Genomic DNA, 15,174 nt, shown 5'->3' with positions numbered 1-15,174 from the left:
TCCAAAATTACGGCCGCCGCAAATACGGGGCCTGCTAATGGCCCCCGTCCCGCCTCGTCCACGCCGGCTAGCTGTGGGTACTGTGCAATCAATGCCTCTAAATCAGCGAGCATGGGCTAATTCCAGTATTTTCTCTGCCGCAATCCGTGGGGTATCCAGCCTTAACTGTAGGTGAATCTCCATAAATCGCTGCGTCACCTCGTCTGCCCATGAGAGATCAAAAAGAGCTCTCTCTGTTGCTTTGGCAAGCTTGTCAGGGGTCGCGTCCTCTTGCAATAGCTCTGGCACAACAAAGTCCTGTGCCAAAATATTGGGTAAACCTATCCAAGGAGTCAGTGGCTTACTCTGGCCAGATTGCCAAGCCATTAGCTTTTGCATCAAGGGTGACAACACATATGAGATCACCATAGGTCGCTTAAATAACATTGCCTCTAAGGTAGCCGTACCACTAGCAACCAATAAACCATCTGCTGCCTGCATCGCATCCCAAGCCGCTGGACGACTTTGCTCTAGTTGATCGCTTTGACGTAAAAGACGTAAATGACGAATAGGATACTGCTGCAATATGGCATTAAATTCCGTTTCACGCTGTGCATTCACCATCGGCACCACAACTTGCAAATCGGGGTGATCTTGTTGTAATTTTTGTACAGCTTGAAGAAAGCGAGGGGCAAGTAAAGCGATCTCGGCTCGACGGCTACCTGGCAGTAATGCCAATACTTTTGCATCAGCAGCTAAGCCTAAGCGGCGACGCGCTTCATTTTTATCTGGATCTAAAGGAATATTTTGAGCTAAGGGATGCCCTACGCAGGTAACCGGAATACCCTCTTTTTCGTAGATTTCGACCTCAAAAGGAAACAGCACGAGCATATGAGAAACGGCTTGACGGATTTTATGAATACGCTCGTAGCGCCAAGCCCAAATAGACGGTCCTACAAACTGCACAGTAGGGATACCCTGTTTACGCAGCTGCATTTCCATGCGTAAATTAAAGTCAGGAGCATCTATGCCTACGAACACATCAGGTTGCGTTTTTTTCCAACGTCCTAAACTGCCATAATAAGTCTGCAAAATTTTAGGTAAACGCTTAAGCGCATCAACATAGCCAAAGACACTAAGTACATCCATTGGATACCAGGTATCTAGTCCGACTTGTTGCATCTGCGGCCCGCCTATACCAGACACCTGTATTTGAGGCTGCACATCACGTATCCCTTGGATAATACGTCCGGCAAGCAAGTCCCCAGAGGGCTCACCCGCCACCATACCTATTTGAATCATGGACGTACTATACCGCGTGTGGACTGCATCAAAAAATCCGTCATAACAGCTACAGCCGTTTGACTTTGTTGGGTTTTACCTAAGGACTTCATTTGCGTTAATGCATCGTCTACCGTTAACTGTCTACGATACAACAGTCTATATGCATCTTTAACTGCCTTTATGCTCTGCTCATCAAAGCCTCGTCGCTTTAACCCTTCGGCATTAATACCACTGGGGCGAAAAGGATCGCCCGCCCCTATCACATAAGGAGGTATGTCTTGCCGGACTGAACTGGTGCCGCCCACCATCGCATGGGCCCCTATTCGTACATATTGATGTACTGCCGACAAACCACCTAAAACGGCCCAATCATCAATATGAATATGGCCAGCAAGCTGCACACTATTAGCAATAATCACCTGATTACCAATCTGACAGTCATGTGCAATATGCACATAAGCCATGATCCAATTATCATTGCCTAATCGTGTTACCCCTACGTCTTGGATGGTACCGGTATTAATAGTGACGTATTCGCGCACCATATTGCCATCGCCAATCTCAAGTCGAGTTGGCTCGCCTGCATATTTTTTATCTTGTGGCATACCACCAATAGAGCAAAAACGATAAAAATGATTGTTTTTGCCTATGGTCGTGTGCCCATCAATGACACAATGCGGCCCAATAATAGTGCCAGCCCCAATAGAAACATGTTCGCCAATGAGACTGTAAGCCCCTATTTCTACGTCATCCGCAATGACTGCGCCTGGAGCAACAATAGCAGTATGATGTATACGGCTCATGATTTATTTATCCAAAACGCGAATCGCACACATGAGCTTGGCTTCGGCCACAACCTGACCATCAACCAACGCTTTTGCCGTGTATTTACACATGACTCGACTAATACGATCTGCTACGACCTCTAGCCGTAACTGATCCCCTGGTACGACGGGCTTACGAAAACGCGCGCCATCCACACCAACTAAATAATACGCTACCTTTTGACTGGCGGCGTCAACCTCTGTGTCGTCTTCAAATGAGAACAAGGCGGCAGCTTGGGCCATGGCTTCGATAATAAGCACACCAGGCATTACCGGATGATGCGGGAAATGGCCAGTAAAAAACGGTTCGTTCATGCTCACATTTTTTATTGCCACAATGCTTTTGCCAGGAACCATTTCAAGGACACGATCTACTAACAACATCGGATAACGATGAGGTAAGCGTTCCATGATTTGCTGTATATCGAGTTCCATAATGTCTTTCCTACTTGTTTATTCTGTTTTAATCGTCACGCTCTAAGCGGCGCAGACGTTTACGTAATTGAGAAAGCTGCGAAATAACCGCAGCATTATATTGCCAGTCCTTGTGCTCAGCATACGGATACACTCCGCTGTAACGCCCTGGTTTTTTGATGGATGAGGTAACCGCTGTGCCCCCTGATATTTGCACATCATCACAGATATGCAAATGGCCTGACAACATCGCCGCACCACCTACTATACAACGAGCCCCTATATGGGTAGAGCCAGCAATACCAACACAAGCAGCTATGGCCGTTTGTTCACCAATATGAACGTTATGACCGACCATAATTTGATTGTCTAGCTTAACCCCGTCACCGATAATCGTGTCATCTAAAGCACCACGATCCACCGTCGTATTGGCTCCGATCTCTACATCATTACCGATGCGCACTGAGCCGATCTGAGCAATTTTTGCCCAACCGCCAGCAGGATGGGGAGCAAAGCCAAACCCATCTGCCCCGATCACACACCCACTATGCAAAATAACCTGATCACCTATAGTGACCTGATGATAGAGTGTTACCCCGGCATGTAGTAATGCATTTTTCCCAATAGAGGTCTCAGCCCCAATCACACAACCAGCACCTAGTCGAGAACCAGTACCTATATCAACCCTTGCCTCAATGACGCAATTCGGTCCAACAATGACATCCTTAGCAAGAGTTGCGGAGGGATCAATAATGGCTGTTGGATGAATTCCTGTAGGCAGAGACTGGATTCGATGCTGATCGAACCACTGAGCCAACAAGGCATACATCAAATAAGGTTGATCAAACAAAACCACCGCATAAGGCGGTGTGTCTGTAAGACTTTGGTAATCGGACTGGGTCATAATTACCGCTGCTGCCCTGCAGGCTAGCAGTTGATCGCGCAACTGTGGATTAGATAAAAAACTAATCTCGGCTGAGCTCGCGTTTTGCAATGAGCCTATACCTTGAATTTTAAGAGATGCTGCTGTCGAATCTACAAGCTGGGCGGTTAAGCCCTGAGCCTGCAAAAAAGACAATAACTGATCCAAAGTAGGAGCCTGTTCGGCGCGAAGCAATACCGGCATAATTAACCACCCAGCGCTTTTAGAACCTCATCGGTAATATCGACACGTGGGCTAACGGTAACCGCATCTTGAATAATAATATCGTAGCCTTGCGTCTCAGCAATTTTCTGAATGGCTGCATCTGCTTTTTCTACGATAGTAGAGAACTCTTCGTTACGACGACGATTAAAATCCTCTTGGAATTCACGACGCTTACGCTGTAAATCAGAGTCTAAATCAGCTAACTGACGCTGACGTTTAATGCGATCTGCTTCAGATAAAGCCGGTGCATCTTTATCAAATTTTTGTGCATCAGTACGTAGTTTATTAGCTAGGCTTTCTAGCTCATCATCACGACGTTTAAATTCTGAATCAATTTTAGTCTGAGCCGCTTTGGCAGGCTGAGAATCACGCAAAATACGCTCTGTACTCACAAAGCCGATTTTAGTTTGCGCTTGTACTACTGGTGTAGCAGCTAAAGTAACACCTAGTGCTGCTGCCATCATCAAGGCACGATTATTGCGACCTAGTTGACTAGCCAATTTGGTAAGTTGTAATGCGAATTTAGACTTCATGAAAATCCACCTTGCTAAAAATACTACTAAAAAATGAAATAGGACTAGAACCCAGTGCCAATTTGGAATTGAAAGGCTTGTTTCTCATCGCCTGGTTTAGAGTTAAGCGCACGACCATAAGACAGTTCAAGCGGCCCCATCGGTGACTGCCAAGAGAAACCTACACCAGCGGAGTATTTCCAACCACATGCATCTCTTGCTGGATCGGTTGATTTACCAATAGGACAACTGCCACCTGGGTTATCAACACGACCTACGTCACCAAAGACAAACCATCGCAAGGTGCGGTCACGTGTTGCACCGGGGAATGGTAAGTAAAGCTGTACGTTACCTACGACTCGGCGAGAACCACCCAAGAAGTCACCTGTCAAACTATCTCGTGGACCTAGCGAAGCCCCCTCGTACCCACGTACAGAGCCAATACCACCGGCATACACCGTTTTAATCACAGGGAAGCTACGTCCACCGTATGCTTTACCCCAGTCCACTAGACCATTTAGCGCTAATGTGTAATTTGAGCCAAAAGGAATGTAGTATTGCTGCTGTGCGCTGAGCATGTGGTAACGCAGATCCATCGTCGCTACGTCTGCAGATAATCGAGTGTAGCCACCACGAGTCGGTGCTATAGCACTATCCCGCGTGTCCTTATCCCAGCCCACATTAAAGATGAAAGCATTAGTGCTTTTGCCAAATTCGCGAACAAAGTCTTGATAGGCTAATGGGGTATATAACGGATCTAATCGATCCAGACGGTTATGCTCGAAATTAACACCCATGTAAATACGATCGTTTTCCGAGATAGGTATGCCAAAATTTAGACCTGTACCAATAGCGGTAACCTCGTAATCGCCCTCTGAGTAACTATTATCATAAGGAGTAGTACGACGATAAAATAACGACGTCGTTTTACTAATACCGTCTTTAGTCCAATACGGATCAGTGTGAGCCAATACCGCGGCGCGGTTTGATTTACTGGTGTTTAACTGCAAAGATAAACTATTACCGCTACCGAAAATATTGTCTTGGCTAATACCACCCGTCAACATTAGTTTATCGGTAGATCCATAGCCAACCCCCAAGTTAATCATACCCGTGGGTTTTTCTTTTACATTAACCTGCACATCCACCTGATCCGCTGTACCTGGTACTGCCGAGGTCGACACATCAACCTCGGTAAAATAACCTAAACGGTCAACACGATCGCGTGATGCATCTATATCATGAGAATCATACCAAGCAGACTCTTGTTGACGCATTTCGCGACGTATCACCTGATCTCGTGTACGAACGTTGCCACCGATCTCAATGCGTCGGACATAAACACGACGACCTGGATCTACATAAAAGGTTAGCTCTGCTGTTTTAGCATCCCGATCCAAAACCGGATTCGGATTTACATTAGCAAAAGCATAGCCTAAACCACCTAAATAATCAGAAATCGCACTAACTGTTTGATTTGTTTTTTCTGCTGAAAAAACCTCTCCGCCTTTAATCTTAACTAAAGGCTCAATTTGCGTCTCTAAACCTAATAAATCACCTGCCAGCTTCACATCAGTCAAGCTGTATCGATCCCCTTCATTGACCGTTAAGGTGACATAAATCTCAGTACGATCAGGAGAAATAGATACTTGAGGAGGATCAATTTGAACCTCTAGGTAACCACGATCTAAATAGTAAGAGCGCACACGCTCAATGTCACCCTCAAGCTTTTCACGCGCATACTTATTCGTGCCGGTATACCAGGTCATCATGCCTGATGTAGTAAGTTGCATCTGATCAAGTAGCTCACTGGTCTTGATGCTTGTATTTCCAACAATATTGATTTCTTTGATTTTAGCGAGATCACCTTCGAAGACATCAAAACTGATGCCGACACGATTTCGAGGTAAGGGAGTGACAATTGGCGTAACCTCCACCCCATATTTACCTTTGGCTAAATATTGTTGTTTCAGTTCAAATTCGGCACGCTCAAGCATAGAGCGATCAAAAACCCGCCCTTCGGAAAAGCCAACCTGCCCTAGAGCTTGTAAAATGTTTTTATCATTGAACTCGCGCAGACCGTTAAAACTAACGGAGGCAATCGTAGGTCGTTCTTGAACAGTAACGATTAAAACATTGTTATCCGTATCTATTTTAACATCATTAAAAAAGCCACTGGAGTACAAACGCTGAATGGACTCGCTAGCCTTTGCGTCGTCAAAGGTCTCTCCGACCTTAACTGGCAAGAAGTTAAAAATGGCACCGGGATCAATGCGCTGAATGCCATTAACCTGAATGTCTTGAATCACAAAGGGGGTGAACGCATTGGCTAAAGGCGCTAACAATGCGGCTAACGCAGCAGATACAGCACGCAAAGCAAATTGTTTTTTTCGGCTAAATGACATCCTTGATTGTCCCTGCGTAGTCAAAGAAATTAATATTATAAGGCATGTGACTAATTTATTAAGCGACTAAAATCGTTAAAAAAAGCCAGCATGGTTAAAGCAGCAAGTATACCTAATCCAATGCGTTGGGCTATAAGTTTTACCGCATCAGAGACTGGGCGACCTGTAATAGCCTCGACAGCATAATACAGCAAATGCCCACCATCTAACATGGGAATAGGTAAAAGATTGAGTAAGCCTATACTTATACTAATTAAAGCAAGAAAATGTATATAGGCCGTTAAACCAATCCGTGCACTTTGCCCCGCATAATCAGCAATCGACACGGGACCACTAATGTTTTTTACAGATACCTGCCCTGTTACCATTCGACCTATCATTTTCAATGACAGCCAAAATGTATCAGCGGTACGACTAAGGCCCTGCTGTACACTAGCAATAGGGCCATAACGCACATTTACCATCTCAAATCGGGCGCCCAACATAATCCCGATACGCCCTACTGCATGACCTTGATCATCTAGGTGAGTATCTATGGTAACAGGCAAAACTAAGGGCTGTCCTTGGCGCTCGATATTAAGCTGTATGGTTTGATCAGCCAGCGGCTTAATGGTTTCCACAAAGGCTTGGGCGCTTTGAATTTCAACCCCATTGATTGCTAATAAACGATCCTCAGGTAACAAGCCAGCCCGAAATGCTGCCGAATTAGGTAACGTTTCGCGCACAAATGGCGTGGGTGTGGCAATCGTTAATCCAGTGGCAACCAATGGATCAGGTCCGTCAGGATCTAAAGAGGTTGCAGGCAATTGTAATACGTGCTCGGCCTGATTACCATGTTTACTCTGCGTGCTGAGTCGAACCTCACCACCCGTGTGTAAGCGATCTAGTAATTGCCAACGTAACTGAGGCCAAGACAAGACAGCGGTGTCATCAACAGCAATGACGCGATCACCCGCTTCTAGTCCAGCGTAATCAGCGATAGATTGGGCGGTAGGCTGGCCTAAAACGGCAGCAGGCTCTTGGCTACCTATCACACCAATTAGGGCATAAAGAACAACAGCTAAAAGTAAATTAGCCAAAGGGCCTGCCACGGTAATAGCAGCCCGCTGCCTAAGCGTTTTATACTCAAAAGCCGTGTTTTTTAACATTTCTGGTGCATCAGCAGGCACATTGCTGCGCATCATCACGTAACCGCCTAATGGCAAGGCAGACAGCGCCCATTCACACCCATTTTTATCAGTACGTTTAAATAAGACCTTACCAAAACCAATCGAAAAACGTTCTATATAGACGCCACAACGGCGTGCTACCCAATAATGACCGAGTTCGTGAATTGTCACCAACAACCCAATAGCAAGGGCAAAAGCGATCAAGGTAAAAAGCATATTAGTGTGCTACCTGTAAGGTCTGGGCGTATTGCTCGGCAATACGCCGAGCTTGATGATCCAGGTCCAACACTGCAGCCAAATCGGATAGATCATGACGAGCTTTATCCACAGTTTCCATGGTATGCGCAATCATAATCGCTATATCCGTATAACGAATTTGTTCATTTAAAAAACACTCGACAGCGATTTCATTAGCTGCATTCAAGGCAACGCACGCCGCCTGAGAACTATTCAATGCATCAAAAGCTAACTTTAAGCACGGGAAACGATGAAAATCAGGGGGGGAAAAATCCAAGCGCCCTAATTTCATCAAATCCATTAAACCTAAACCACTTGGGATTCGTGCCGGGAAACCTAAGCCATACGCAATAGGTGTGCGCATATCAGGCTGCCCCAACTGCGCCAAAATAGACCCGTCAGTATACTCAACCATAGAGTGCACGATGCTTTGCGGGTGCACCACGACTTGTATTTTATCCGCGGGCATAGCAAATAGCCAATGAGCTTCAATCACCTCCAGCCCTTTATTTACCATCGTCGCTGAGTCCACTGAAATTTTTCTGCCCATGGACCAGTTAGGATGATTACAAGCCTGTGCAGGTGTGACGTAATGCAGTGCAGCCGCATCGGTCTGACGGAACGGTCCGCCAGACGCCGTTAACAACAAACGCTGAATAGAAGGATGTGCAGCTGTAGGTGCGCTAATCTGTGCTTCGGGGGGCAAGCATTGGTACATAGCGTTATGTTCGCTATCAATTGGCATTAGCTGCGCACCATGATCCCGGACTGCCTGCATAAAAATACCGCCTGCCGCAACCAATGACTCTTTATTAGCTAATAGAATTCGTTTACCGGCTTTAGCAGCCGCCAAAGCTGGCTCTAGACAAGCCGCGCCAACAATAGCCGCCATTACCGTCGTGACGGCCGAATCGGCTGCAGTATGAATCAAGCCCTGAGTGCCTAAACGAATTTCCGGCAAGGGTCTGTTTGCTGTCCAGGCGGCAGTAAATGACTTTAAGGCTGACTCATCAGGCACTACGACTACTTTGGCCCCACTTTGCTCGGCCTGCTGTGCAAGCTCGGTCATCCGACTAAAAGCAGAAAGAGCATACACCTGCATCCGATCAGGATTACGCGCAATAACATCTAAGGTGCTTTTCCCGATAGAGCCAGTAGAACCAAGAATACAAACGGATTGAATCATAGCAACCAATAAAATCTGTAAATTAAGCGGCTTTACTAAGCAAAGCCTGCAACCATGGTCCCGCCACAAAAGCGGCCAGTGGTGCCACAGGAATCAACGCATCAATACGATCCAATACGCCACCATGTCCAGGCAAAAGTTGACTGGAGTCTTTGTAACCCGCTCGACGCTTTAGTAAGGACTCAAATAAGTCCCCAACCACAGAAAACAACGCTAACAAAATAGCAAATAGTGTAGCGCCAAACCATGACCAGTTTTGCATTAGCTCTGCGCCAAAAGAGCCAGGCCACTGCGCACTAATGAATACCCAAGCAACAACGGCAAGCACTCCACCACCTAATCCAGCCCATGTTTTACCTGGGCTAACTCTAGGGGCCAGTTTACGTTTACCAAAGGCTCGACCCGCGAAGTAAGCAGCAATATCCGCCACCCAAACCACCATCATCATTGACAATAGATACCAAGCACCACGATAAAGCCACATATCCACCAAAGCAGCCCATGCCACCGCAATACTCATCACACCAAACAACGAAAGAGCTAATCGGTTTTGACGTTGTGTAGTTTGAGCCATTGCCAACATGAACCCAACACCCACTACCCAATAGGCCAATACTACAGGACTAATCAACACTAATGGATGATTATGCATCAGGCCTGCTTGAGAGTCCCCAATCCATTGCGCTGAAAAATACAAACTACCACCCGCAAAGAGCACAGCGACTACTGTAGGAATGGCTGGCTCATCACTATAGCTTAGACGCAACCACTCCCAAATGGCGCACGAAGCCATCACACATAAAATAAGCACCAAAGCCCATGGCGTTGGTGCCAAAATAGCGCCTAATAACAGCGCAATCAAAATAACGGCTGTAATAACGCGTTGTTTTAACATAATAAACCTAAAAAATAGCTAGAGCTGAGCACTGGTTCGCCCAAAACGGCGCTCTCGGCCCTGATACCATTCGAAAGCAGCATCTAACTGCTTGGCACCAAAATCTGGCCAATAGACGTCCGTAAAATACAGCTCAGTATAAGCTAATTGCCAAATTAAGAAATTAGAAATACGTTGCTCTCCGCCTGTGCGTATAAACAAATCAGGCTCTGGCGCAAAAGCCATTGAAAGATACTCACTAAAAGTCTCTTCGTTAATGAGTTCAGGCGTTTGAATAAGCTCGGGCTTATCTTTTAAAAGCTGTTGAGTTGCATTGAGAATATCCCATCGCCCACCATAATTAGCGGCAATGGTTAGATGCAAGCTGTCATTATGTGCCGTTTTTGCTTCGGCCTCTTTGATGAGCTGTTGTAACTTAGGGTCAAAACGCGTTAAATCACCGATTACCCGTAATCGTACGCCCTGTTTTTCTAATTTGTGGACTTCTTTTTCTAAGGCTTGTACAAATAGGCGCATCAATAATGAGACCTCATCGCTGGGTCTGCGCCAGTTTTCAGAACTAAAAGCAAATAGAGTTAAATATTTAACCCCCGCTTTACCGCAACTTTCAACAATGCGGCGAACCGACTGTACCCCACGCATGTGTCCCGCAGTACGCGGTAACATGCGCCGGGTTGCCCAGCGGCCATTACCATCCATGATAATTGCAAGGTGGCGCGGAATCGCGCTATGTTCTGGTATCTTTTGAGTAGAGCTAAGCAGCATCGCAACCACCTAACGGCATTATACCGTCATCACTTCGGCTTCTTTGTCGGCGACAAGCTGATCAATTTCAGCAACGAATTTGTCTGTTAGACGTTGAATATCTTCTTGGAAACGACGATCATCGTCTTCGGAGATTTCTTTGTCTTTGAGTAGACGTTTAGATGAGTCATTCGCGTCACGACGTAAATTACGTACAGCCACTTTAGCGTCTTCGCCCTCACCGCGTACAATTCGCGTCAAGTCTCGGCGTCGATCTTCGGTTAAAGCGGGCATAGGAACACGAATGGACTCACCCATTAAAATAGGGTTTAAACCCAAATCAGAGTCACGAATGGCTTTATCCACCATAGGAGCCATTTGTTTTTCCCAAACCTGCAAATTCAGCGTACGCGCATCAGCCACTGTAATGTTAGCAACCTGACTCACAGGAACTAAGGAGCCGTAGTACTCAACACTAACATGGTCCAAAATACCGGGTGTAGCACGCCCCGTACGAATTTTTGCTAAACCTGTAATCAGTGCTTCGATCGACTTTTTCATGCGATCTTCAGCTGATTTTTTAATCTCTGAAAGACTCATAACTATTCCTATATTAAACGTGCACTAATGTGCCTTCGTCTTCGCCACACACGGCACGAGTTAATGCTCCCGGCTTGTTAATAGAGAAAACTTTAATGGGTAGTTTCTGATCGCGACATAGAGCAAAAGCCGTGGCATCCATGACCTCTAGGCGACGCACAATAGCCTCATCAAAACTAATGCGGGCATAACGTGTGGCACCAGGATCTTTATTTGGATCTGCGCTGTAAATACCATCAACTTTAGTCGCTTTTAGTACAATCTCAGCACCAACCTCTGCACCACGCAATGCTGCAGCAGTATCTGTAGTAAAAAACGGGTTTCCTGTACCTGCAGCAAACACAACCACTTTACCTTCTTCGAGGTAACGTAAGGCCTTAGGTCGAATATACGGCTCTACTACCTGTTCAATATTTAAGGCTGATTGTACACGTGCATCTAAACCACGATTTTTCAGTGCATCTTGTAAGGCGAGCGCATTCATGACGGTAGCCATCATACCCATGTAATCGGCTGTAGCACGATCCATACCTTGGGCACCTGCAGCAATACCGCGGAAAATATTACCACCACCAATAACGATTGCGACTTGAACACCTAATTTAGCGACTTCGGATATTTCTTCAGTCATACGCATAATCGTTGCGCGGTTAATTCCAAAGGCGTCTTCGCCCATGAGCGCTTCGCCAGACAGTTTAAGCAAAACGCGCTTATATAAGGGGGTGTTCATGACAGAAATTCCGAGAATGAGAACAATGACAGATAAAACAGAGCGCAAGGTGCTGTCTATGATGACAACACACCTGCGCTTTGTTTATATAAGCAGCGACTTAGGCACCAGTTACAGCGGCAACCTCAGCAGCAAAGTCTTCGTTGCGACGCTCAATACCCTCACCAACCACATAGATGGCGTAAGCAGCAACAGAAGCATTGTTTTCTTTTAACATTTGCTCGATGCTTTGCTTGTCGTTTTTAACGAAAGGCTGGGATAACAAAGTAACTTCTTTTAGGTACTTGTTAACTGCGCCTTCGACCATTTTTTCAACGATATTAGCAGGCTTACCGGATTCAGCTGCTTTTTGAGCAGCCACAGAGCGTTCGGTTTCGATATCAGCAGCAGGAACCTGATCAGCAGATAGTGCTTTTGGTTTCATCGCAGCAACGTGCATCGCTACGTCTTTACCGACTTCATCGTCACCAGCAAAATCAACGATTACGCTGATTTTACCACCGTGTACGTACTGAGCAAGCTTGTTATCTGTAACGAAACGTTGGAAACGACGGACGCTGATGTTTTCACCAATTTTACCAATCAATGCAGCGCGTACGCTTTCAACGGTACCATCACGGAAAGCAAGTTCGCCTAAAGCGGTGGCATCGGCTGGATTTTTATCAGCGATTAACTTAGCAATATCGTCTACGAAAGCAATGAAGTCATCGTTTTTAGCAACGAAGTCTGTTTCACAGTTAACTTCAACAATAGAGCCTGTTTTAGCATCATCAGCGATGTAAACATTGACCAAACCTTCAGCTGTAATGCGTGAAGCGGCTTTGCTAGCTTTGCTGCCTAGTTTAACGCGCAATAGTTCTTCAGCACGAGCCATATCGCCGTCGGCTTCAACCAAGGCGTTTTTGCACTCCATCATAGGAGCGTCAGTTTTCTCGCGCAGTTCTTTAACCATCGATGCTGTAATTTGAGCCACGATTTTCTCCAAATCAGTAAAACATGCCCCAGGTAAAACTGGGGCAAGTATGAAATCTATAGAGCGCTAAAACGGTGTGGGCTTTAGCGCCTGCCCCCTAAGAAATAGGGATTACTCTTCGCTAGCTTGTTCAGCAGCGTCAACCTCGACGAATTCCTCTTCGCCGCGGATTTCTTCAACTAGGCCGTTTAGGGCTTTGTTGCGACCTTGTAGAACGGCATCAGCCATACCACGTGCGTATAAAGCAATTGCTTTAGCAGAGTCATCATTACCAGGAATAACTTTAGTTACGCCATCAGGAGCGTGGTTAGTATCAACCACAGCTACTACAGGAATACCTAGAGTTTGTGCTTCAGCAACAGCAATTTTATGGTAACCAACGTCGATGACAAATAATGCATCGGGTAGTTTAGCCATGTCTTTAATACCGCCAATGGATTTGTTCAATTTTTCCATTTCACGCTCGAACAATAGACCTTCTTTTTTGGTCATGCGTTCTAAGGCGCCATCAGCAAGCTGAACTTCCATGTCTTTTAGACGCTTAATGGAAGCTTTAACGGTTTTAAAGTTGGTCATCATGCCACCCAACCAACGGCTGTCTACGTAAGGCATGCCACAACGAGCGGCCTCAGCAGCAACGATTTCACGAGCAGCACGTTTTGTGCCTACAAATAAAATGTTACCACCACGCGCAGCTAGATCGCTCAGGTATTTTTGGGCTTCAACAAACTGCACAACGGTTTTTTCCAAGTTGATGATATGGATACGGTTGCGCTGACCAAAAATGTATTGTTCCATTTTTGGGTTCCAGAAACGAGTTTGGTGGCCAAAGTGTACGCCGGCCTCTAGCATTTCACGCATTAAAGACATGAGTTTTTTCTCCAAGGGTTAGTTCTTGCACCTAGCCAGTATCCAGTAAGGATTACAGCAGCACTGTAATTCCAGACACCCTGAGACGACTAGGGGCGCGATTTACTACAATTTAATTAAGTAGATGAAGTCTGAGCCGATCTTAGCTTTTAAAAAGTAAGGCACCAACACGTTCAAAGTATTACACTAATTGAGTGGGGCTACGGTCAGACTACAAAAGATACGAGCTAATACATTTTAGCTGTATGCAGTTCACCTAAGCCATCCGGTTAGCTCGCAATATGTAGGCAGCTTGCTATTAGCAACTATCCTGCCATTTTGCATAGATGCACCTAATGACTTACGATAGCCCATAATTATATTACTCTTTTACCATTAAACTCAAGCTATTATGAGCAAACTAGTTACCGATCCCATCGATTTAGATAAAATGCGTGCAGCCTGCCAAGCCGCTGCCCAAACCCTTGACTATTTAACCCCCTTTGTAAAAGCGGGTGTGACCACCGCTGAAATTGATCAACTGTGTAAAGATTATATTCGTGATGTATTACACGTAGAGTCAGCCACTGTGGGCTATGCGCCACCGGGACACCCGCCCTACCCTGGCTCTGTTTGCACCTCTGTAAACCATGTTATTTGTCATGGCATACCCAGTGATAAAAAACTAAAGAATGGCGATATTATTAACCTAGACGTCACCGTTATTAAAGACGGTTGGTTTGGCGACACAAGCCGCATGTTTTACATCGGCGAGCCCTCCATTCTCGCCCGTCGTCTCACCGAGGTCACTTACGAGTGCATGTGGCTAGGTATAGAACAAGTCAAACCAGGTGCGACCTTAGGTGATATTGGTCATGCTATCCAGCAACACGCTGAAAAACACAACTACTCAGTGGTGCGCGAATACTGCGGTCATGGGATAGGCCAAGTGTTTCATCAAGACCCTCAAGTCGTACACTACGGTAAACCGGGTACGGGCATGAAACTCAAAGCCGGCATGATCTTTACGATTGAGCCTATGATTAACGCCGGTAAGCGCGACTTAAAGCTTTTGCCTGACCAATGGACTGTAGTCACTCGTGACCGTAGTCTTTCTGCTCAGTGGGAGCATACAATTTTAGTTACGGATACTGGCTACGAAGTCTTAACCGTTTCTCCTGGGATGCCCACCCCTCCGGAGTTTGCCACAGGCTACCAGCGCTAAT

Annotated in this window: 15 protein-coding genes and 1 pseudogene; 1 reads left to right on the top strand and 15 read right to left on the bottom strand. The window is 46.0% G+C overall.

Going from position 1 to position 15,174, the window contains the following annotated elements; translation table 11 throughout:
• The 15 genes and pseudogenes from Q0Z62_RS05700 to rpsB form a co-directional block, all read right to left on the bottom strand.
• A pseudogene (locus tag Q0Z62_RS05700) lies at positions 1-113 on the bottom strand (YraN family protein); the annotation flags it as partial.
• Positions 103-1,281, bottom strand: coding sequence for a lipid-A-disaccharide synthase (gene lpxB / locus Q0Z62_RS05695; protein ID WP_298051970.1), 1,179 nt, complete (start codon positions 1,279-1,281; stop codon positions 103-105). The pseudogene Q0Z62_RS05700 and the gene lpxB, both read right to left, overlap by 11 nt.
• Complete coding sequence (lpxA, locus tag Q0Z62_RS05690; RefSeq protein WP_298051973.1) at positions 1,278-2,069, bottom strand: acyl-ACP--UDP-N-acetylglucosamine O-acyltransferase; 792 nt, start codon at positions 2,067-2,069, stop codon at positions 1,278-1,280. Before lpxA ends, lpxB begins: the two co-directional genes overlap by 4 nt.
• On the bottom strand, positions 2,070-2,522 hold the full coding sequence (gene fabZ / locus Q0Z62_RS05685; protein ID WP_269901953.1) for a 3-hydroxyacyl-ACP dehydratase FabZ: 453 nt from the start codon (positions 2,520-2,522) through the stop codon (positions 2,070-2,072).
• A gap of 28 nt (positions 2,523-2,550) precedes the next feature.
• Positions 2,551-3,627 carry a UDP-3-O-(3-hydroxymyristoyl)glucosamine N-acyltransferase gene (gene lpxD, locus Q0Z62_RS05680; protein WP_298051966.1) on the bottom strand — a complete coding sequence of 359 codons (1,077 nt, stop codon included), beginning with the start codon at positions 3,625-3,627 and terminating at the stop codon, positions 2,551-2,553.
• Positions 3,628-3,629: 2 nt separating this feature from the next.
• Positions 3,630-4,112 (bottom strand): OmpH family outer membrane protein, encoded by a 483-nt coding sequence (locus tag Q0Z62_RS05675; protein ID WP_269902172.1) that lies wholly within the window; start codon positions 4,110-4,112, stop codon positions 3,630-3,632.
• Between the two features lie 113 nt (positions 4,113-4,225).
• Positions 4,226-6,565 (bottom strand): outer membrane protein assembly factor BamA, encoded by a 2,340-nt coding sequence (gene bamA, locus Q0Z62_RS05670; RefSeq protein ID WP_298051963.1) that lies wholly within the window; start codon positions 6,563-6,565, stop codon positions 4,226-4,228.
• Between the two features lie 50 nt (positions 6,566-6,615).
• Positions 6,616-7,950 (bottom strand): RIP metalloprotease RseP, encoded by a 1,335-nt coding sequence (gene rseP, locus Q0Z62_RS05665; RefSeq protein ID WP_298051959.1) that lies wholly within the window; start codon positions 7,948-7,950, stop codon positions 6,616-6,618.
• 1 nt (position 7,951) lies between these two features.
• Positions 7,952-9,157 (bottom strand): 1-deoxy-D-xylulose-5-phosphate reductoisomerase, encoded by a 1,206-nt coding sequence (gene ispC / locus Q0Z62_RS05660; RefSeq protein WP_269901949.1) that lies wholly within the window; start codon positions 9,155-9,157, stop codon positions 7,952-7,954.
• A 22-nt stretch (positions 9,158-9,179) separates the two neighbouring features.
• A complete protein-coding gene (locus tag Q0Z62_RS05655) occupies positions 9,180-10,052 on the bottom strand; it encodes a phosphatidate cytidylyltransferase (protein ID WP_269901948.1) in 873 nt (290 codons plus the stop codon).
• An 18-nt stretch (positions 10,053-10,070) separates the two neighbouring features.
• The gene (locus tag Q0Z62_RS05650; protein ID WP_269901947.1) at positions 10,071-10,817 is read right to left on the bottom strand and encodes an isoprenyl transferase; all 747 of its coding nucleotides are present in this window, start codon (positions 10,815-10,817) and stop codon (positions 10,071-10,073) included.
• 18 nt (positions 10,818-10,835) lie between these two features.
• Positions 10,836-11,396 carry a ribosome recycling factor gene (gene frr, locus Q0Z62_RS05645; protein WP_269901946.1) on the bottom strand — a complete coding sequence of 187 codons (561 nt, stop codon included), beginning with the start codon at positions 11,394-11,396 and terminating at the stop codon, positions 10,836-10,838.
• A gap of 13 nt (positions 11,397-11,409) precedes the next feature.
• Positions 11,410-12,126 (bottom strand): UMP kinase, encoded by a 717-nt coding sequence (pyrH, locus tag Q0Z62_RS05640; RefSeq protein ID WP_269901945.1) that lies wholly within the window; start codon positions 12,124-12,126, stop codon positions 11,410-11,412.
• Between the two features lie 100 nt (positions 12,127-12,226).
• Positions 12,227-13,099, bottom strand: a complete 873-nt coding sequence (tsf, locus tag Q0Z62_RS05635) for a translation elongation factor Ts (RefSeq protein WP_298051955.1) — start codon at positions 13,097-13,099, stop codon at positions 12,227-12,229.
• A 111-nt stretch (positions 13,100-13,210) separates the two neighbouring features.
• Positions 13,211-13,969 (bottom strand): 30S ribosomal protein S2, encoded by a 759-nt coding sequence (gene rpsB / locus Q0Z62_RS05630; RefSeq protein WP_269901943.1) that lies wholly within the window; start codon positions 13,967-13,969, stop codon positions 13,211-13,213.
• A 391-nt stretch (positions 13,970-14,360) separates the two neighbouring features.
• Between rpsB and map the strand changes: the two genes are divergently transcribed.
• Entirely contained in the window at positions 14,361-15,173 is an 813-nt protein-coding gene (map, locus tag Q0Z62_RS05625; RefSeq protein ID WP_269901942.1) for a type I methionyl aminopeptidase, read from the top strand.
• Position 15,174: the final 1 nt, after the last annotated feature.

Origin of the sequence: uncultured Paenalcaligenes sp., from assembly GCF_947630565.1 — a bacterium.
Classification (GTDB): Bacteria; Pseudomonadota; Gammaproteobacteria; order Burkholderiales; family Burkholderiaceae_B; genus Paenalcaligenes; species Paenalcaligenes faecalis.
The sequence above is the reverse complement of the archived record's forward strand: the minus strand, read 5'-3'. Positions and strand labels throughout refer to the sequence as shown.